17 protein-coding genes and 1 pseudogene are annotated in these 19,851 nt (G+C 66.4%); 7 read left to right on the plus strand and 11 right to left on the minus strand.

Annotated features, from left to right (window positions below; translation table 11 throughout):
• Nucleotides 1–85 precede the first annotated feature (85 nt).
• Nucleotides 86–1,150, minus strand: coding sequence for a class II fructose-bisphosphate aldolase (gene fba, locus ACNA0R_RS07270; RefSeq protein ID WP_415825280.1), 1,065 nt, complete (start codon nucleotides 1,148–1,150; stop codon nucleotides 86–88).
• A gap of 352 nt (nucleotides 1,151–1,502) precedes the next feature.
• On the opposite strand from fba, the gene ACNA0R_RS07275 reads away from it, so the two are divergent.
• A complete protein-coding gene (locus tag ACNA0R_RS07275; RefSeq protein WP_415825281.1) occupies nucleotides 1,503–1,814 on the plus strand; it encodes a hypothetical protein in 312 nt (103 codons plus the stop codon).
• A 154-nt stretch (nucleotides 1,815–1,968) separates the two neighbouring features.
• A pseudogene (locus tag ACNA0R_RS07280) lies at nucleotides 1,969–2,427 on the plus strand (hypothetical protein); the annotation flags it as partial.
• A 117-nt stretch (nucleotides 2,428–2,544) separates the two neighbouring features.
• On the opposite strand, the gene ACNA0R_RS07285 reads toward ACNA0R_RS07280, so the two are convergent.
• Nucleotides 2,545–2,982, minus strand: a complete 438-nt coding sequence (locus tag ACNA0R_RS07285; RefSeq protein WP_415825282.1) for a hypothetical protein — start codon at nucleotides 2,980–2,982, stop codon at nucleotides 2,545–2,547.
• A 314-nt stretch (nucleotides 2,983–3,296) separates the two neighbouring features.
• Here ACNA0R_RS07285 and ACNA0R_RS07290 point away from each other — a divergent pair, with 314 nt between their 5' ends.
• From ACNA0R_RS07290 to ACNA0R_RS07300, 3 genes are read left to right on the plus strand one after another with little or no spacing between them, the layout of a single operon-like run.
• Nucleotides 3,297–3,731 carry a regulatory sequestration protein YfiR gene (locus ACNA0R_RS07290; protein WP_415825283.1) on the plus strand — a complete coding sequence of 145 codons (435 nt, stop codon included), beginning with the start codon at nucleotides 3,297–3,299 and terminating at the stop codon, nucleotides 3,729–3,731.
• A complete protein-coding gene (locus ACNA0R_RS07295) occupies nucleotides 3,728–5,011 on the plus strand; it encodes a diguanylate cyclase DgcN/YfiN (RefSeq protein ID WP_415825284.1) in 1,284 nt (427 codons plus the stop codon). The genes ACNA0R_RS07290 and ACNA0R_RS07295 overlap by 4 nt, the downstream gene beginning before the upstream one ends.
• A 20-nt stretch (nucleotides 5,012–5,031) precedes the next feature.
• A complete protein-coding gene (locus ACNA0R_RS07300) occupies nucleotides 5,032–5,562 on the plus strand; it encodes an outer membrane lipoprotein YfiB (protein WP_415825285.1) in 531 nt (176 codons plus the stop codon).
• Between the two features lie 13 nt (nucleotides 5,563–5,575).
• Here the strand turns inward: ACNA0R_RS07300 and ACNA0R_RS07305 are convergent, their stop codons facing one another.
• From ACNA0R_RS07305 to phnG, 9 genes are all read right to left on the minus strand, one after another.
• Nucleotides 5,576–8,629 (minus strand): hypothetical protein, encoded by a 3,054-nt coding sequence (locus tag ACNA0R_RS07305; protein WP_415825286.1) that lies wholly within the window; start codon nucleotides 8,627–8,629, stop codon nucleotides 5,576–5,578.
• 72 nt (nucleotides 8,630–8,701) lie between these two features.
• A complete protein-coding gene (locus ACNA0R_RS07310; protein WP_415825287.1) occupies nucleotides 8,702–11,281 on the minus strand; it encodes a hypothetical protein in 2,580 nt (859 codons plus the stop codon).
• Nucleotides 11,282–11,554: 273 nt separating this feature from the next.
• Nucleotides 11,555–12,757, minus strand: a complete 1,203-nt coding sequence (locus tag ACNA0R_RS07315; RefSeq protein ID WP_415825288.1) for an alpha-D-ribose 1-methylphosphonate 5-triphosphate diphosphatase — start codon at nucleotides 12,755–12,757, stop codon at nucleotides 11,555–11,557.
• A 3-nt stretch (nucleotides 12,758–12,760) separates the two neighbouring features.
• Entirely contained in the window at nucleotides 12,761–13,474 is a 714-nt protein-coding gene (phnL, locus tag ACNA0R_RS07320) for a phosphonate C-P lyase system protein PhnL (RefSeq protein ID WP_415825289.1), read from the minus strand.
• A gap of 136 nt (nucleotides 13,475–13,610) precedes the next feature.
• A complete protein-coding gene (gene phnK / locus ACNA0R_RS07325; RefSeq protein ID WP_415825557.1) occupies nucleotides 13,611–14,387 on the minus strand; it encodes a phosphonate C-P lyase system protein PhnK in 777 nt (258 codons plus the stop codon).
• Entirely contained in the window at nucleotides 14,387–15,307 is a 921-nt protein-coding gene (locus ACNA0R_RS07330) for an alpha-D-ribose 1-methylphosphonate 5-phosphate C-P-lyase PhnJ (RefSeq protein WP_415825290.1), read from the minus strand. Before ACNA0R_RS07330 ends, phnK begins: the two co-directional genes overlap by 1 nt.
• Complete coding sequence (locus tag ACNA0R_RS07335; RefSeq protein ID WP_415825291.1) at nucleotides 15,304–16,530, minus strand: carbon-phosphorus lyase complex subunit; 1,227 nt, start codon at nucleotides 16,528–16,530, stop codon at nucleotides 15,304–15,306. Before ACNA0R_RS07335 ends, ACNA0R_RS07330 begins: the two co-directional genes overlap by 4 nt.
• Nucleotide 16,531: 1 nt before the next feature.
• The gene (gene phnH, locus ACNA0R_RS07340; RefSeq protein ID WP_415825292.1) at nucleotides 16,532–17,221 is read right to left on the minus strand and encodes a phosphonate C-P lyase system protein PhnH; all 690 of its coding nucleotides are present in this window, start codon (nucleotides 17,219–17,221) and stop codon (nucleotides 16,532–16,534) included.
• 1 nt (nucleotide 17,222) lies between these two features.
• Nucleotides 17,223–17,690, minus strand: coding sequence for a phosphonate C-P lyase system protein PhnG (phnG, locus tag ACNA0R_RS07345; RefSeq protein ID WP_415825293.1), 468 nt, complete (start codon nucleotides 17,688–17,690; stop codon nucleotides 17,223–17,225).
• A gap of 124 nt (nucleotides 17,691–17,814) precedes the next feature.
• Between phnG and phnF the strand changes: the two genes are divergently transcribed.
• Entirely contained in the window at nucleotides 17,815–18,549 is a 735-nt protein-coding gene (gene phnF, locus ACNA0R_RS07350) for a phosphonate metabolism transcriptional regulator PhnF (RefSeq protein ID WP_415825294.1), read from the plus strand.
• A 57-nt stretch (nucleotides 18,550–18,606) separates the two neighbouring features.
• A complete protein-coding gene (locus ACNA0R_RS07355) occupies nucleotides 18,607–19,803 on the plus strand; it encodes an alpha-D-ribose 1-methylphosphonate 5-triphosphate diphosphatase (RefSeq protein ID WP_415825295.1) in 1,197 nt (398 codons plus the stop codon).
• The last annotated feature ends 48 nt before the right edge of the window (nucleotides 19,804–19,851 follow it).

Genomic DNA, 19,851 nt, shown 5'->3' on the forward strand with positions numbered 1-19,851 from the left:
CTATGGCGGAAATGAAACATTCCCGCGGGACGCGCGGTCCGGCGGGAATGTCCGAAGAAAATAAATGCCGACGGATGCGCGCAGTTTACTGCACGACCTGCGCCAGCTTGCCGCCCGCGTACTGCTGGGCCATTTCCTGGAGCGGCACCGCCTTGATCTTGCTGGCGTTGCCGGCGGTCCCGAACTCCGTGTAGCGCTGTACACAGATGGCCTTGGCGGCGGCGCGCGCCGGCTTCAGGTATTCGCGGGGGTCGAACTTGGAGGGATTCTCGGCGAAGAAGCGGCGGATCGCGCCCGTCATGGCCAGGCGGATATCGGTATCGATATTGACCTTGCGCACGCCGTACTTGATGGCTTCCTGGATTTCCTCGACCGGCACGCCGTAGGTTTCCTTCATGTCGCCGCCGAATTCGCGGATTTCGGCCAGCAGGTCCTGCGGCACGCTGGAGCTGCCGTGCATCACCAGATGGGTATTGGGCAGGCGGCGGTGGATTTCCTTGATGCGGGAAATGGACAGGATGTCGCCGGTGGGCTTGCGGGTGAACTTGTAGGCGCCATGGCTGGTACCGATGGCGATGGCCAGGGCGTCCAGCTGGGTCTTGCGGACGAAGTCGGCGGCCTGCTCCGGGTCGGTCAGCAGCTGCTCGCGGGTCATGGTGCCCTCGGCGCCGTGGCCGTCTTCCTTGTCACCCTTCATGGTTTCCAGCGAGCCCAGGCAGCCCAGCTCCCCTTCGACCGTCACGCCCACTTTGTGGGCAATTTCGACGACCTTGCGGGTGACTTCGACGTTGTAGTCGTAGTCGGCGATGGTCTTGCCGTCTTCCTTCAGCGAGCCGTCCATCATGACGCTGGAAAAGCCCAGGTCGATGGCGCCCTGGCAGATCTTGGGCGACTGGCCGTGGTCCTGGTGCATGACCACGGGAATGTGCGGGTAGGACTCGACGGCCGCCTGGATCAGGTACTTCAGGAAGCCTTCGCCGGCGTATTTGCGGGCGCCGGCCGAGGCCTGCATGATCACCGGGCTGTTGGTTTCGTCGGCAGCCTCCATGATGGCCTGGACCTGTTCCAGATTGTTGACGTTGAACGCCGGGATGCCGTAACCGTTTTCGGCGGCGTGATCGAGCAGCTGGCGCATGGAAACTAGGGCCATGAGGTCCTCCTGGTAGGCGATGATTGAGTAATGATGAATTTTGGCGGCGGTCGGCCGAACCGGGCGATTTTAACGGGGCTGAAAGGAAAGGTCTTGGGACGAAGGCCCTAGCCCGCGCGCGCGATTGTTTCCGGGCATTACCCCAGGTCCTGGCCGGCCATACCCGGGCCATGCTCCGGCGCTCCCCGGGGCGATCCATGAACCTGGCGGCGACCACGGTGTCTTACGCCTGTTAAGCTCGGGCAAGACCCTTGCGATACGGTTTACCCTGGCGGGCCGGCCACCGGCCCCACTACGGCCCACCTCGTCCGGCGCATGCCGGCGCATCCCAGAGGACAGCATGAATACACGCGTGAGATCCGCGATCGCAATCGCCCTGATGTGGGCCGCCGCCGGCGCGGCCTCGGCCCAGACCACGCAGGAACAGCAGTTTCCCGGCCATGATGGCAGCCTGTCGCCCCCTTCCACCCTGCGCATGACCGTGACGCCGCAAGCGCCCGCCGTGCCCCCGCCGCCGCCCGTGCGGGACACGCCGGAAAGCCTGCGCCTGTACACCCAATGCCGCAACGACGCCGACCGCGAAGCCACCTCGGCGGAGAAAATGCGGCAGGCGGTCGGCGTCTGCCTGGATCAACTGAACCAGCGCCGCGCGCAAGGGCAATAAGTCCGCGGCGGCGCCGCGGCGGGGGCCACATCGGGGGCCACATCGTAAGCAAGCCGCGACGCCACGCGGGCTCGATCCCGGGTAAACTCCCGCGCGTCCGCGCCGGGAGCACCCGCGCCATCGTGCCCCCTCGGGCCGGCCCTTTTCTTACGCCATGACGCAGAATTTCACATCCGCTCCGCCCACCGTTTTCCTCTACACCGAGGAAAAACGCGGCAACCAATGGGTCGAATCCATCATCGTCGGCCAGTTGGGCGATTTTTCCGGCTCGGAAAAATTCATCGTGATCCAGGATCCCCACACGCAGATCAACTTCGTGTACCGGATCGACAGCATGAGCAACAATCTGGACGCGATATCGATGACCACCCTGACGGAGGCGGACTTCGCCGCGCGGAAGACGACCACCATCAGCGGCGCCACGTTCAAGCTGGGCCCGGCTGAAGACGCCGTCAGGCTGCTGCGCGGCAAGACGCAATGGATTCAGGACAAAGGGGCGATCCTGTCCGTCCTGCTACAGGGGGCCGCCACCAAAAAGGTCGGCTTCGTGTCGTCGCGCATCCAGCGCGACCGCGTCACGCAGGTGAATCCGGGTGTCCCGGTGGAATATCTGCGGGACCGCACCCGACCCAATGCCGAAGAGGAGGCCGCCGGCACATCGCCGGCCGCATCGACCGCGGCGACCGCCGCGACGGGCGGCACGCCGTCCGGCGCCGGGCAGTGACCCCGGCTATTCGTTGATCGTACAGGCGACCGCTTCGCCGCCCTCGAATTCGACGTCGTAGGTATGTTCCTGGTCCCACGGCACCGTGAACCACAGCTCGTAGTCCTCGCCGCTTTCGTCGAAGAGCCATAGCGCCCGCAGCACCGCCACCTCCGCCATGGCCTCCGGCGTGTCCTTGCGCGGCAGCCGCGCCAGGTCTACGCCCATTTTTTCGCATTCCTCGCGCGAGTACTGCTCCAGCAGCAACTCGGCGGCCTCCAGGACTTTCTCGTTCAAACCGTCCAGCAGGGCGAGCAGCACTTTCTGGCACTCGCGGGACGGCGTTTCGCCGTCCGTCTGCACCATAACGTGTATGGGAGGACGATCCACCGCATACATGACGTTTTCCACCGCCCAGAGTTCTGGCTCTTCGGGGTCCTGGCTGAATTTCAGGAGCGCCATCATGCATCCTCCACCGGAATTGAAGTCCGGTCGCCATGGTAACGCGTGATGCCGGACAGGGATACGTCGGCGCGAACCACCGGCAGGCACGCGCGACGTTTTCGCGCATCGTGCCGCCGGCCGGGGCGATCTGACGGCTCTTGACAAAAAATAACCAAACTAATCTACACTCCGACGGTTTACCCGGATCCTCTCCCATTGCCGCTCCCATGAAAGGCCGCCACGCATGGCGCTTCTGGTTGCCTGCGCTGTTGGCGGTCTCACATGCGACCGCGGGCGCCGCCCCCTCGCCGACCGACGCGGATGCTCGCACCGCCATGGTAGGTCAGGTGGTCATGGGGATTCTGGGCTATGCACGCTGGCCTGTGCAGCCTGAAGCGATACGCGTGTGCGTGGCGGGACAGCCGGCGTACGCGGCCGGCCTGTTCGACGAAGAGGCACGGCCGCCCGCGCTGGTTGTACAGGCGCGGCGCATGGCCGCGGACGATCCCGCGCTGGCGCGGGACTGCGACGCGGTCTACATGGGCGGCTTGAGCAATGAGGCGCGGCAGCAGGTTCTGCGGCGTATCGTCGGCCATCCCGTAGTCAGCATCGTCGAGGACGACGCCGAGTGCGCCGTCGGCGGCATGTTCTGTCTGGACGTCCAGTCCGATCAAGTCGGATTCCAGATCAATCTTGATTCTGTGGCGCGCAGCGGTGTTCGCATCAACCCCAGCGTGCTTCAGCTTTCGCGTCGCAGGTCATCTCCATGAAGAAGAACGCGCGCCCCGACTACAACCGCCCTACCCTGCGCCAGGCGCTGCGCAGATTGCACTTCGCCGTGACCCTGTTCGCCGTGGGGCTGGCCGGCATCGTCGTCACCGTGATGGGTCTGTTCGCCCTGCGAACCTATAGCGACCATCACCAGAAGCTGATCGCTCGATCCATCGTATACACCGTGGAGGCGGCCACCGTATTCCACGACCGCCAGGCAGCCACGGAAATCCTGGGCGCCATTGCCGCCAAGGAAGATCTCCAATCCGCCGTCGTCTTCGATGCCCGGGATGAGATCCTGGCCGAATGGCACCACCCGCCGCGGGAAAATCTGCTTTGGGCACGCCAACAGGTGGCGCGGCTGTTCAATCCGCCGCCCGTCTATACGCCCATCGCGCACCAGGGACAGGTCGTGGGGCATCTGCTGCTGGTGGGCCGGGGCGCGAATCTATTCGATTTCCTGTTGAAGGGCCTGGGCGGCGTGCTGGCGTGCGTGCTCGTCACCGGACTGATCGCCAGCTGGCTTTCGCGGCGGACGTCGCGCGAAATCGTGCGGCCGCTACGCGCCCTGGCCGACGTCGCCCACGCCGTACGCAACGAACGCGCCTTCGCCCGCCGGGTGCCGCCGGCGCGCATCCGCGAATTGCACGCGCTGGGCGAGGACTTCAATGCCCTGCTCGACGAACTGGAGGCGTGGCAAACGCAATGGCTGCACGAAAACGCGTCGCTGGCGCACAAGGCGGCGCACGATAGCCTGACGGGTCTGCCGAATCGCGCGCACTTCGAAGAACAGCTGGACCGCGCGATTCACGACGCGGCCGTGCTGAACCGGCGGGTGGCGATCATGTTCCTGGACAGCGACCGCTTCAAGGAAATCAACGACGGCATGGGCCACGCCGCCGGCGATGCCGTCCTGATCAATATCGCCGCGCGCGTGCGCGGCCAGCTGCGCGAAGGCGACGTCGTCGCCCGCCTGGGCGGCGACGAATTCGCCGTCATGCTGTCGCCGCTGCGCGAGTTGAGCGATGCGCAACGCATCGCCGACGACATTCTGCTGGGCATGCGCGCGCCCATCCGGCTTCCCAACGGCGAGGACATCATCTGTTCGCTGAGCATCGGGATCGCCGTGTATCCCGACCACGCCGGCAATGCCGCCGACCTGTTCGACGCGGCGGACGGCGCGATGTACCGCGCGAAACGCCGTGGCGGGGGCACGCAGTCGACGGCGGGCCGGCGCGGGGGGCGGCCGGCGCGCGAAATCTATACCGCCTACAACTAACAACGCAGAGGAGTCCTTGAGTGTCCGCAATCCATCTATCCGGCCCCTGCCGTTTACCCGCCGTGCTCGGCGCCTGCCTGCGCTGGATCGCATTGCTGGCCTGCGCGGGACTGGTGCTTGCCGGCTGCCAGACCGTGCAGAAAGGCCTGACGCCAGCCCAGATCGCCGTGCTCAAGCAGGAAGGCTTCAAGCAGACCGACGAGGGCTGGGAACTCGGGCTGTCCGACAAAGTGCTGTTCGACTTCGACGCCTACGTCGTCAAACCGGAAGCCAGCCAGAACCTGCAGCGCCTGGCCGGCAACCTGCTGCGAGTCGGCCTTGACCGCATGCGCCTGGACGGCCATACGGACAATGTCGGCGCGGCCGACTACAACCAGCAATTGTCGCTGCGGCGCGCCCAGGCCGTGGCCGACGTCGTGAAAAGCGCCGGCATGCCCGCCGCCAACGTCCAGGTGCGTGGGCTGGGCGCCAGCCGGCCCGTGGCCGACAACGGCAATGCGGCCGGCCGCGCGGAAAACCGCCGCGTCGCGATCGTGATCACGGTGGAATAAGGACGCGCGGCAGTCACCCCATCCACTCCTGCAGGCGCAGGCTGATCCGCTGGAACAAACCCGGCTGCGCCGGCCGGCTATTGATATAGAACGTCAGCCACTGGTCCACCTTGGCCTCCCATGCCGACAAGGGCGCCGGCTGACCGGCGTCCGGCAAGGACGCCAGCGTGCGCCCCGTGGCGGATCGGCCGGCTCTCGCACTGAGCCGACTGATGGCCTTGCCTATATACGGTTCGAGGCGGCTGTCCACCAGGATCGCGCGATAGGCGTCTATCGCCGGCTGGTGGCGGTCTTGCACCGCCAGTGGCAATCCGCTCATGCCCGATACCTCGCGCTTGATCAGCAGCATGGGCAGGATGTGCTGTATTTCCGGCAGGATTTTCCGGTCCACCAGCATCGCGTGATAAGCCTTGAGCGCATCCGCATGTCCGGCTCCCAGGGCTTGCGCCAGGCCGGAGGCCTCTCCCACCGGCCGCGCCTTCAGCAGGTCCGGCAGACCGGCGCGGATACATGGCCAGATGGCGTCGTCCACCAGCATCGCATGATAGGACGCGACGGCGCGGGCGCGGCCGTTGCGCGCCGCGACGGCCAATCCGGGCGCTCCCCATCTATCCTCGGCTTTCATTAATGCGGGCAGCACGTCCTGGAGGTGCGGCACGATATCCGGATGCGCCACGAAGGCGTGATAGGCATCGATGGCCTCCGGGAAACCCTTGTCCAGCGCGATATGCAGCGCGGTCGTACGACCGGTCGGATCCAGGCCCGTGACCACGGCCGGCAGATGGTTCTTCATGCATCCCAGCACGGGCGCCTGCGTCAATACCCGCCGGTAGGCGCCGACGGCGCCGGCGTGCCCCTTGTTCATGGCCCACCACAAAGGCGACTGGTGATACGTGCGCGCCCTGCTGCCCGCCCGCGCGCCGCGGACGCCGAACAGCTTGGGCATACCCTTGCGTATCTTCGGCAGGATGGCGGGGTGCACCAGCAACTCGCCGTACGCCTCGATGGCAGCCACGCTGCCGCCGTCCATTGCGTACATCAGCGCATTGGCGCGATGCGCCATTGCCAGGAACCGCGAACCGGTGCCGTCCAGCAACCCGACCAGTTGGCCGCGGATATCCTCCAACAGCCGCTCGTCGGTCAGCATCGCGCCAAAGGCGACAACGGACCGCGCGCGGTTCTGGTGCATCGCCTCGGATAGGGCGGAAACACCGGCCTGCCGGTCGGCGGCCAGCAGATCCGGCAACATGGTCTTGACGTAGGGCAACACAACGGACGAACACAGCAGTTGGTGCCACGCGCTTATGCCGGCCGCATCGTCGCGCACCATGGCTTCGTACAACATCGGCGTTTGGTCGCTTCCGCGCATCAGCAGGTACAGCTGACGGGTTTTCCTGGGCGGGCATATCGCGCCGCCCCAGCCGTTTTCCGCCAGGGTGCGGACGGCGTCGATGGCGGCGGGGTTGCGTTGCGACATCCAGCACTGCAATCGCGTCGGACCGCCATCGCTTGCCGTCTCGCTCAGCAAGGCATACATGTCCGGATACCAGTTGCACGCCAGCAGGGCGGCGGCGTCCCCCCGGTGCATCGCGCCATCGATGAAAGCCGCCCGCTGGGCGCGCGGAAAACGGTCGATAAAGTGGCCCACGTGCGTCGCCAGATAGCGGCTTGCCCGCTCATCGCCCAGGCGAGCCAGCAGCAGGAGCGCGGTATCGGCGTCCATCAGCCATTCGGGCGGCGTGGCGGCCAGCGCCTCGGGCTCGTCGGCCCTGATCGCGGCCCGCAGGACGGTCGCGGGGACGCCGCCGCCCGGCGGGTCATATACCGTCTTCCATCGGCGCAGGTCCTCTATCGTGAGCAGGTCCGGCGCGCTCTCCCTGCCGTTCCAGGCCGGGCGTACTTCCGCCTGTCCGACCGGCGTGGATCGCCATACCAGGGAACCGTGCACCAGCATCGCCGCGCGCTGGCCGTCATCGTCCAGCCACTCGCCGCCGTACTGGGGCAGGTGGTCCATCAGTCCTTGCGCATGGATCGCATCCAGCAGCGCCACCGCGACCAGCGTGGGGTCGGTTCTCAATCTGTAGCGCTGGCCGAGCTCGTCCAGCCGCACGAAGGCATGGAGCGTCAATGTATCCGCGCCCAGACGAAGGTCCAGCAGGATGCTGTCCAGGGCGCTATCGAACCATGCCGGAATGCCCTCGCCGTAGGGCGCGGTGCGGCCGCCCGCCGGCGCGGAGGCCATGAATGAGGCCAGGCATTCTTCGGCAAGCCGCGTGGCCAGGTTCTCCGGGGTAAGCGCGCGCAGCAGGCGGCCGCGGCACAGACTCAGGAACGCCATATCCCCCATCACCAAACCTTCGGCGCCGGGGTCGTTCATCGGCTCCAGGCCGAATTCGCCCGATAGCAGGTTCCAGGCGGCGTTGACGTAATGCACTTCGGCGGTGATGTATTCCTTGCGGGCGTGGAATTTCTCGTGCGCGGTCTCCAGCAGCACCGCGCGGGCGCAGTCGTCCTTGGTCCTCCACAGCCTGGCGCGTATGCCGCCGGCGGACATCATCAAGTCGCGCTGCGCGATCACCAGATTGGTCAGCGTGCCGCCTTGGCACACGTTCAGGTTCTCGGAAAGGTTGTGCGCCGCGGCCTTCCGCACGGCCAGCGGGATCGATGCGTCGCCGATCAGCGTGCAGATGCTTTCCAGCGTCCGCTTGCCCGGACCATCGATCAATTCGGCATAGCGCTCGACGTACGGTGTGTGAAAGCGCCGCTCGTATAGCTGATTGAAACCGTCGGCGATGGCCGCCCGCATATCCACCGGCATGCCGTCATGGACGGTGAACGCGGTCAAGGTATCCAACAGCGTTCGGACTTCGTCGCGATATTGCGGGAACACCGGACTTTCGCAGAACTCCCGATTGGAGCCGTGCAGTTCCCGCCGATAGCTGATTCCCGTGTCGGCCGGCGCCGCGCTATCCGGCGTTGCATCCGGCCTGGACTGATAGGGCAGAAAGAACTCGGACCGAAAGCTGGATACCGCGCAGCCGCCCTGTCCTGCCGTAGGTGCATGCATGGCACATCCCACAAAAACGCCTTATGTGGCGCTTCAGGGGAATGGTTCCTGGCCCTGGCCGCGGCCTTGAAATCAGCGCGCGAACCGGTGATGCGTTATCCAGAAACGCAATCGCAGCCCTATTCGTTCGATGAGCCCGGCCGGCGATAAGCGGCTCTCGATATAGAACGCCAGCCATTGATCCACCCGCGCCTCCCACGCCGCCGGGTCCAATCGCGACCAGTCCGAATCCGGCCCTGAAGCGAGCGGCCGACCGGCGGCGGACCGCATGGAGGTCAGCATGCGCTGCCTGATCGCATCGGCGATATGCGGCCCGACCGCGGGATGGACCAGTATCCCGCGATACGCGGCGAGCGCGCCGTGGTGCGCCGCATCCCTGGCCGCGACCACGCCTTTGATCCCGGACGTTCTCCGGTTGATCAATAGTTCCGGCAATCGGTCCCGAATCAGCGGCGCGATATACGCATGGTTGATCAGCACGCGATATGCATCGATGGCGTCGGAGAGTCCCTTGGCCAAGGCAGTGTGCAAAGCGGTTTCCCCCCTTGGGCCTCGGCCCGCGATCAGGTCGGGCATATGGGCTCTCAGGCGTTCCCTGACCAGCGGTTCGGTCAGGATACGACCATAGGCCTCGATGGCGCCGAGATGCCCCTTGGCCATTGCGTACCACAAGGGCGATCGCTGGCGGGCGCGGCCGCCCATGCCGCCCTTGCCGCCGCGGATACCGAACAGCTCGGGCAAATCGCGATAGATCTCCTTGAGGATAAGGGGATCCGCCACTATGTTGCCGTAGGCGGCGAGCGTGGAAGAACATCCCCCGTCCATGCCATACATCAGCGCGGTCACGCCTTTCAATGCCGAAGGAAAACGCGCGCCCGTACTGCTCAATAAGACCATGAGGCACTTGCGGACCAGGGGCAGGATCGCGGGATCGGTCAACGCATGGTGGAATTCCAGCACGGCCCTGGCGCATCTGCCGTTCATCGCCGCCGATAGCGCGCCGACGCCGTCTTTGCGCGGGGCCAGCATAAGCTCGGTCATTTGGCCGCTTATATGCGGCAGCACCTGGTCGGACGCGAGCAGCCGCCGCCACGCGGCGATGCCCAGGTGGTTGTCCTTGGCCATCGCCTCGTACAGTATGGGCCGGTCCGGATTCCCTCGCAGCAGCCTGAAGAAGGCCAGCCCCTGCCGGGAAGGCCGCTGCGCGCCGCCCCAACCGTTATCGGCAAGATCGCGCGCGATGTCGATGGCGGAGGCATTGCGTTGATCGACCCACCGTTGCAGACGCGTCATGCCGCCGGCCTTCGGCCTTTCGTTCAACAAGGCATACAGGTCGGGGTACCAGCCGCATGCCAATGCCGCGGCGGCCCGTCCCAGGCCCATGGCGCCATCGATGAAAGCCGGCCGTTCATCGTGCGGAAAACGGTCACGGAAATAGGCCGCATGCATGTCCAGATAGCGATCCGCCTCGCTGTCGCCCAGGCGCGCCATCAGCAACAGCGCGGTTTCCGCATCCGCCAGCCACTCCGGGGGCATATCGATCAGCGCCTTGGCGTCATGCGATTGGATGACCGCGCGCAGCTCGATCGGGCCCCTATCCGCCGCGCGCGGCCCGAGCGTCGCCCGCCACCTTCGCAGGTCTTCCATTCCGAGCACCTCCGGGCTGGCGTACCGGGCATCCCAGCCGGTCCCGGCCAGTGCCCCGTCCACCAGCGGCGATCGCCACGCCAGGGAACCATAGGTCCAGGCGACCGTGGCCGCACCTTCGTGATCCTGCCATTCGCCGCGGTGGACCGGCGATCCTTCTATCAGGCCTTCCGCATGCATGGTTTCCAGCAGCGCCACCGCGACCGGCGTGGGGTCCGTTCTGATCCGGTAGCGTTGGCCGGCCTCGTCCAGTTGCACGAAAGCATGCAAGGTCAGGCGATCCACGCCCAACCCGAGCTCCAGCAGGATCCCGTCCAGCGCGCTATCGAACCAGGGCGGTATCCCGACGCCGTAAGGCACTTCCAGCGCTCCGTCAGGCGCACCCGCCCTGAAGGCGGCCAGGCACTGTTCAGCCAGCCGCATCGCCAGCTTGTCCGGCGTGATGGCGGCACGCGCCTTTCGCCGGCACTCGTCCAGGAAGCGCGGGTCGAACGGGCGGATTTGTGTCGCACGCGGATCGGGCACGGCCTCCAGGCCGAACTCGTCGGCCAGATGATTCCATACCGCATTGACGTAGTGAACCTCACGTCCGACGTAGCTTGCCCGGCCGCTGAACTTCTGATGAACGGCTTCGTGCAGAAGAGCGCGTATGCTGTCTTCCTTCATTTTCCAGAAGCGGGCCCGGACGCCGCCGGACGACATGATCAGCGCGCGCTGCGCCGCCAGCAGATTCGAAAGCGTACCGCCCTCGCAGGCACCCAGGCCTTCGGACAGATTGCCGACCACCGCATGGCGGACATGCCGCGGGATGGCTTCGTCGTCGATCATCGCGCATATGGCTTCCAGCGCGCGCTTTCCCGGGCCATCGATGAGCTCGGCATAGTCCTCGTCGTAATCCGCGCGAAAACGCCTTTCGTACAGACGGTCCAGGCCGTGAAGAATCCTGAGCCTGTTCCGCGCCGACGCGCAGCCGGCCGCGGCGAAGCCGCCCAGACGGTCCAGCAAGGCTCGGACTTCATCACGATATTGCGGGAATAGCGGCCCGTCGCAGAAGTCCCTGTTGCACCCATGCTGCTCGCGTGTGTAGCTGATACCGGATGTCCGCGGCGCCACCTCGGATGAGGCACGGGGGGATGCCTGCGACACCGGGGGATAGGGTTGAAAGAACCCAGGCCGAAATCCGACCGCGTCCGTATGCCGCAGCATGGGAACCTCCCGCAAAACCGCTTATGTGGCGGCTGCGGGATATGGTTCCGAACGTGGTCTGGCGCTGGCGCGCTATGCCGCCAACACCGCGCTGCCCTGGCTTGCGGGCGCCGCATGATGGGCCGGGACCGGATAGCCGGCCGAGAACACCAGCCGTCCGGCGCTCCAGGTGTGGCTGACCAAAGGCTGCCCCCCGACCATGGCCACCGCGGTCAGGTCGGCGCGCAGGCCCGCCTGGATACGGCCGCGATCGCGCAGGCCGGCGGCATCCGCGGGATTGGATGTGACCAGCGCCAGCGCCCGCGGCAGCGGCAGGGAAGCCTGACGGGCCGCGAGGAAAGCCGCGGCGATCAGGGTGGACGGCTGGTAATCGGAGCACAGGCAGCTGGCCACACCCGCGCGTATCGCATCGATGGCGCGTATCGATCCGCTCTGGCTCTGGCCGCGCAGCACGTTGGGCGCGCCAAGTATGGTCGGAAGTCCGCAGGATACGGCCGCCTTGGCAGTGTCCAGGGTAATGGGGAATTCGCTCATTGCCACGCCCAGCGCGCGCATCGCGGCAATGCGGTGCACGGAATCGTCATCGTGGCTGGCCGTCGGGATGCCGTGGCGGCGCGCGCACGCCAGCAGATGCTCGACCCGGCCGACCGCGCCATCCTGCGCCGCCGTCTTGGCGTGCGCGGCTTCTTCCGCCTGCTCACGGCTCATACCGTGATTGCCCATCATGTATTCCAGATAGGCATCCAGCGTCTTGAACTGGCCCTGGCCGGGGGAATGATCCATGACCGACAGCAGGTGCACCACGCCTTCGTCCATCAGACTGCTCAATATGGGCACCGCGTAAGGATCGGTGACTTCATAGCGGCAATGCACACGGTTGTCCACCAGGCTGTGCGGGCGGAATGCATGCACCATGCGGATCACCTGCGCGGCGGTGTCGTTGTTGCGCACGCCCCATTCGCGATTGGCGAAGGACACCGCATGGTAAGGCGTGGTGATGCCGGCCGCGGCGTTGCGGCGGTCCACCTGGGCCACCGCGAACTCCAGCGGAAACAGCACGCGGGCACGCGGCTCGGCTTCCTTTTCGATGGCGTCGCAGTGCAGATCGATCAGGCCCGGCGTCAGCGTGTGGCCCCGCAGATCGACGACGTGATCAGGCCGCGCATTGACGGGATCCACCGCGGCGATGCGGTCGTCTTCGATCAGCAGCGCGGCGTTTTCCAGTATGTCGTCGGCCAGCACGATGCGGGCATGGGTCAGCAGTGTGGTCGGCATGGATTACTCCTGCAGGGCCGCGGCGGCCGGTTCCAGGGCGAGGATGCGCGTCGCCACGGCATCGCGCACCGCATCGTCATGGAATATGCCGATGACGCAGCGGCCCTGGGCCACCGCGTCGCGGATCAATGCCACGACGACCTCGCGGTTGCCCGCGTCCAGCGAGGCGGTCGGTTCGTCCAGCAGCAGCAGCGGATGCCCGCCGATGAATCCGCGGGCAATGTTCACGCGCTGCTGTTCGCCGCCGGAGAAGGTGGCGGGCGGCAGGTCCCACAAGCGCCGGGGCAGGCGCAGCCGTTCCAGCAGCCCGGCGGCACGCTCGCGGGCCTGGACGACGTCGACGCCACGCTGGCGCAACGGCTCGGCCACCACGTCCAGCGTGGCCACGCGCGGGATGGCGCGCAGGAACTGGCTGACATAACCGATCACGTCGCGGCGCAATTGCAGAATGCGCTGTTCGGGCGCATGGGTCAGGTCCACCCAGTCGTCGCCGTCGCGCACCCGGATGCTGCCCGACGTGGCCAGGTAGTTGCCGTAGAGGCAGCGCAGCAAGGTGCTTTTTCCGGTGCCGGAGGGCCCGGCCAGCACCAGGCATTCGCCGCGCGCCGCGTCGAACGAAACGTCGCGCAGCACGGGCAGCGTAATGCCGCCCTGGTTGTGCAGCGTGAACAGCTTGGACAGCCCGCGCGCTTCTATCATGATGTGTCTTTGGGTCATTTCAATAATCCATGTTGCTTTGCACCGCTCCCGTCGCACACAACTGCCGCCACGCCCACCGTGGAGCCGGCTCCCCGGTCCACGGGCGTCGCCCCTTGAAGGGGAAGCGCGATAGCGCTTCCGGGTGGGCCCGCGTTCAGCTCTGCAGGATAGAGGACACCAGTAGCTGTGTGTACGGATGCTGGGGATCGTCCAGGATCTGGTCGGTCAAGCCGCTTTCCACGACGTAGCCACCGCGCATCACCAGCGTGCGGTGCGCGAGCAGGCGCGCCACCGCCAGGTCGTGCGTGACCACGATGGCGGCCAGGCCCAGGTCGGATACCAGCTGGCGCAGCAGGTCCAGCAGCCGCGCCTGCACCGACACATCCAGCGACGCGGTGGGCTCATCCATGAACACCATGCGCGGATGCGTGACCAGATTGCGGGCGATCTGCAGCCGCTGCTGCATGCCCCCGGAAAACGAGGCCGGCCGATCGTCCAGCCGCCCCACGTCGATCTCCATCTTGTGCAGCCAGTTGCCGGCGACTTCGCGCAGCCCGCCATAATGCCGCTGCCCCACCGCCATCAACCGTTCGGCGATGTTCGCGCCGGCGCTGACCTGCATGCGCAAGCCATCGCGCGGGTTCTGGCGCACGAAGCCCCAGTCGGTGCGCGCCAGCAATCGCAGGCGCGCATCGGAAAGCGTAGCCAGATCGGTCAGGCCTGCTTCGCGCAGGTCGTAGCGCACGCTGCCGGACTGCGGCGCCACCTGGCGGGATACCGCCTGCAGCAAGGTACTCTTGCCGGAGCCGGACTCGCCCACCACGCACAGCACTTCGCCGGGGTACAGGTCGAAATCGATATCGCGGCAGCCATGGAGGCCGTCCCAGGTGTGCGTCATACCGCGCACGGAAAGCAAGGGGGTCGATGCCATCATGCCGCGCTCCATTCGGCGTCGGGGCCGCGATGTCCGGCGGACTGGCGGTCCGCGCAATATTCGGTATCGGAGCAAACGAATTGCCGTCCGCCCTTGTCGTCCAGAATGATCTCGTCCAGATAGCTATCGCGCGACCCGCACAGCGCGCAGCAGTCCTGCCACTTCTCCACCGTGAACGGATGGTCCTCGAAGTCCAGGCTCTTGACGCGGGTATAGGGCGGCACCGCATACACGCGCTTCTCGCGGCCCGCGCCGAACAGCATCAGCGCCGGATTGCCGTCCAGCTTGGGATTGTCGAACTTCGGGATAGGCGACGGCCGCATCATGTAGCGATCGTTGACCACCACGGGATAGTCGTAGGTGGTGGCGATATGGCCATGCTGCGCGATGTCTTCGTACAGCTTGACATGCATGCCGCCGTACTCGGCCAGCGCATGCATGGTGCGCGTTTCGGTTTCGCTGGGTTCCAGCCAGCGCAGCGGTTCGGGAATGGGCACCTGGAACACCATGATCTGCCCTTCGCGCAGGGGCGTTTCGGGAATCCGGTGGCGCGTCTGGACGATGGAGGCCTCGCGCGTGGATTCGGTGGTGCGCACGCCGGTCACGCGGGCGAAAAAGCGGCGGATGTTGATGGCGTTGGTCGTGTCGTCCGAGCCCTGGTCGATCACTTTCAGCGTATCGCCGGCGCCGATGATGGCGGCCGTCACCTGTATGCCGCCGGTGCCCCAGCCGTAAGGCAACGGCATTTCGCGGCTGCCGAACGGGACCTGGTAGCCCGGAATCGCCACGGCCTTCAGCAACGCGCGGCGCAGCATGCGCTTGGTGGATTCGTCCAGGTAGGCGAAGTTGTAGTGGGGGTCGCGCATGACTTCGGCCTGCGTGGCGCTGGCGAAGGACGGCGTGGTGGTATTGGTCATGATGCAATGGCCTCGTCCAGGGAGGCGCCGGCGGCGTCCGGCGCGGATGCTTGCGCCGGGTGTCCCGCGGGATGCCGGTTGGCGTGTGACGTGGATTCCGGTGCGGGCTCGTGGCCGGCGTCTCGCTGCGCGGCCCGCGCCGCTTCGGCAGCCTGGGCGGCGAGCTCCGCGCGCATGCGCCGCACCAGCTCCAGATTTGCCTGGAAGTCCACATAGTGCGGCAACTTCAAATGCTGGACGAAGCCGGACGCCTCCACATTGTCGCTGTGATACAGCACGAACTCATGATCGTTGGCCGGGGAATCGCCGGCTTCGCCAAGTTCCTTCGCGCGCAGCGCGCGGTCCACCAGTGCCATGGACATGGCCTTGCGCTCACCGTAGCCGAACACCAGCCCATAACCGCGGGTGAAGCGCGGCCCTTCCTGCGGGCTGCCGGCGAACTGGCTGACCATCTGGCATTCGGTGACGTCGATCTCGCCGAGCGTGACCGAGAAGCCGAGCTCCTCGACGAACATCTCCACCTCCACGGTGCCGTAGCGGATCTCCGCCGCGAAGGGATGGGTGTTGCCATAGCCGCGCTGCGTCGAATAGCCCATGGACAGCAGATAGCCTTCATCGGCCCGCGCCAGATTCTGCAGGCGCGCCGGGCGCGAGGCGGGAAAGGTCAGCGGCTGCCGCGTCAGGTCGAAAGGCGCCGGGTCGCCGGCCGGAACGGCTTCCCCTTCTATGAGCGATTCGTGGCGCAGCAGGTCCGTAACGCGCGGCATCTCCGATGCGACGGGTACGTCCGCGGGCGGCAGCGGGCTTGCCGGTGCATCGTCTTCCAGGCTGAAGTCCAGCAGGCGCTGCGTATAGTCGTAGGTGGGCCCCAGCACCTGGCCGCCGGGCACATCCTTGAACGTCGCCGATATGCGCCGTTGCAGGCCCATGCGGGCCGTGTCCAGCGGCTGCGTGTAGCCAAAGCGCGGCAGCGTGGTGCGGTAGGCGCGCAGCAGGAAAATCGCTTCTATCGTGTCGCCCGCCGCCTGCTTCAGCGCCAGCGCCGCCAGATGGGGGTCGTACAGCGAGCCTTCGGCCATGACGCGCGAGACGGCCAACGGCATCTGTTCGCGTATCTGGGCCAGGGTCAAGGCTGGCACCGTGGGGTCGCCGCGGCGATAGCTGTCCAGCATGCGATATGAATTCAGGATGGCGCGTTCGCCACCCTTCACGGCAACGTACATATCAGTTCTCCATCCGCGTCGTGCGCGGCAGACCGCAGAGCCGGTCGTCTTGCGTCAGGAAGACGTCGACGCCCAGCGGGAACAGCGCGTGATTGGCCGCCCATTGCGCCTGGAAGCCGTCCGGCAGTCCCGCCACCGACAGGTCGCGCGAACCCGGGATACCGGGACCGGAAAGCGTCAGCGGGATGCCGGCGCCGAATGCGCCGACTTCGAGCAGCACGGTGGCGGAGCGATCGGGAAAGGCCGGATCGCCGGCGTTGCATTGCGCCAGCGCGGGCATGGCGTGGCCGGCGGGCACGGCGACGAAGCGCGCCCGCGCCGGGTCGTCCACCAGCGGGCAGGCGCAATGAAAGCGCAGGAATCCGCGCACCGCGTCGTCAACGCCGGCCGGCAGCCACACGGGCGCATCGATGTCCGCCAAGGCCAGCAGCATGGCGGTCATGGCCGGCGACAGGCCGGCGGGCACGCCGCAGGCTTTTTCCAGGACCTGTATCCGCCCGGGATTTGCCAGCGCCTGCAGCGCCGCGCGGAACGCGGCCTGCGCGCCGCCGACGGGATCCTCGAAGCCGGGCAACAGGGTTGCGGCGCCGGCGCCGCCGGCGGCGGTGCGGGCCCCCGACAGGGTGCCGGCACCTTGTCCTGCGACGGCCGCGCTGAACGGCGAAACGGGCACAGTCTGATGGGTCGCCATATCAGTTATCCCCTCGCACCATGGTGAAGAAATCGACGCGTGTCTGCGCCGCCACCGCCGCGCGCGCGGCGGCCTTGTCGGCGTGGGCGCGGGCCAGGGGCTCGATGACGCTATCGCGCACGCGCTGGTGCCACGCTTCCATTTGCAGCAGGCCATCCAGCACGGCAGCCTGCTCGGCATGGCGATGCGCGCGGCCACGTACATAGGCAGTGCCGACCACGCCGTTGTCGTCGAAGGCCACCGCGCAGCGGGTGACCGAGACCTCGCCCAGGTTGAACTGGGCGCCGGTGCCGCCGGCACGCCCGCGCACCATCGCCATTCCGGTCTCCGGCGCGCGCAGGCTGCGATAGCCGGGCAGGTCGCCCAGGGCCGCGTAGGCGCGCGCCAGCGCATCCGGTTCCGCCAACGCCATTACGCGCATCCAGGCGGCACGCGCGGCGTGCTGCTGGTCACCGCTCTGCGTCATCATGATTACCTCTAAACGTCTATACGAGTAGATGTAGTATGATGCCTTGCGCGGCAAAGTTCAACCGCAGTGGACCACGATCTTGGTGAACTTTTTATGACGACGCCTGCATAACGGGAAGAACATCATGGTGGAACGAGGATCAGGCATTGCCGTGTGGCGCCAGATAGGCGAAGCCTTGGCGACGGACATACGCAACAAGCGCTACGCGCCCGGTGAACAACTGCCGCCGGAGCCGGAACTGGCGGCGAAGTTCTCCGTCAACCGGCACACCATCCGCCGGGCAATGGGCGCGCTCGAACAAGGTGGCCTGGTGCGCATCGAACAGGGCCGCGGCACATTCGTGCAGGAACATGCCATCGATTACGCCATCGGCAAGCGCACGCGCTTTTCGGAGAACCTGGGCAGCCAGGGCGTACTGGGCCATGCACAGGTCATCGAGAGCGAAGTCCTGAAATCCGCCGATATCGCTTTGCATCTGGGCCTGCCGCGCAACGCGGCGCTGCTGCACGTGAAGCTGATAGGCAAGACGGAAAACCGCACCATCAGCGTGGCGGAACATTACTTCGATGAAAAGCGCTTTCCCGGCTTCGTGGACAAGCTGAACGCCACCCGCTCGATTTCCAAGACCTATCGGCAGTTCGGCATCGCCGACTACACGCGCAAGTGGTCGCGCATTACCGCCACGCTGCCCAGCGACGAAGTCGCGCGCCTGCTGGGCCAGCCCAAGACGCGGCCGATCCTGAAAGTGGAAGCGCTGAACGTCGACCAGGATCGGGCGCCGCTCCAGTACAGCATCACCCACTTTTCCGGCGATTGGGTGCAGTTGATGGTCAACGACGACGAAAGTCCGGACATCTAGACATCTGTTCGTCATCAAACAGGCTTAAGCTCTCGCGTTCGAACAGGGTGGACCCTCATGCACACAGACAACACGCCTCCTCTTTTCCTGCGCGGCATCAGCGGTCGCCGGGTACTGACCGCCCAGGGACTGGGGCCGGCCAGCCTGTCCTTCGAACAGGACCGCATCAGCGATGCCCGTATCGGCGCCGATCCCGCGGAGGCGGAATTCGACGCCGGCAATCTGCTGGTATTGCCTGGCATCGTGGATCTGCATGGCGACGCGTTCGAACGCGCGATCATGCCCCGTCCCGGCGTAACGTTTCCGTATGACAGCGCCCTGCTCGACGTCGATCGGCAATTGCTGGCCAATGGCATCACCACCGAGTTCCATGGCGTGACGCTGTCCTGGGAAGGCGGCCTGCGCGGCGAGCCTTATGCGCTGCGGATGTTCGACGCGCTGGAACGCATGCAGCGCCTGCTGGGCGCGCGCCATTACGTGCACCTTCGCTTCGAAACGCACCACGTGGCCGGCGTCGAAGCCGCGCAAGCATGGATCCGCGCGGGCAAGGTGCGCTTCCTGGCCTTGAACGACCATCTGCCCAGCATGACCAAGCGGCTGGGAGACGACCGCAAGCTGCTGCAGTATGCGGAGCGCGCCGAATGCGACCTGGACACCTTCCAGGACAGGATCCGCGCCGCCATGCGGTCGGCCGACGCCGTCGCAGGCGCCATGCGCGAGCTGACCGATTGCGCGCGCGCAGCCGGCCTGGAAGTCGCCTCGCATGACGACCGCGATCCCGCGACGCGGCGCTACTACCATCAACTGGGCTGCAAGGTAGCGGAATTCCCCCTGACGATCGATGCCGCGCAAGTGGCGCGTTCGCTGGGTGATTCGATCGTCTTCGGGGCGCCCAATGTCGTGCGCGGCGGCAGCCACACGAATGCGCCGGACGCCACCGAGATGATCCGCGCCGGCCTGTGCGATATCCTCGCCTCCGACTATTACTATCCCGCGCAGTTGAACGCGGTCATGAAGCTGGCCGGCCGCGGCATCCTGCCGCTGGAACAGGCCTGGGCGCTGGTATCGCGCAATCCGGCCCGCGCCGCCGGCCTGCACGATCGCGGCGCGCTGGACAGCGGCATGATGGCCGACGCCATCGTGCTGGACGACAGCGTGCCGGGCGTGCCGCGCGTGTGCGCCGCCATCGTAGGCGGCCGCCTGCGCTATGCCGCGCGCCATTTCGACAACCGCCTGGCTCGCGCCGCCGCCTGAGACCTGCCGCTGGACAACCACCCGAAGCCCGACGCTGAAAACCGACGC

The organism is Bordetella sputigena, assembly GCF_965137885.1.
GTDB lineage: Bacteria > Pseudomonadota > Gammaproteobacteria > Burkholderiales > Burkholderiaceae_B > Bordetella_C > Bordetella_C sputigena.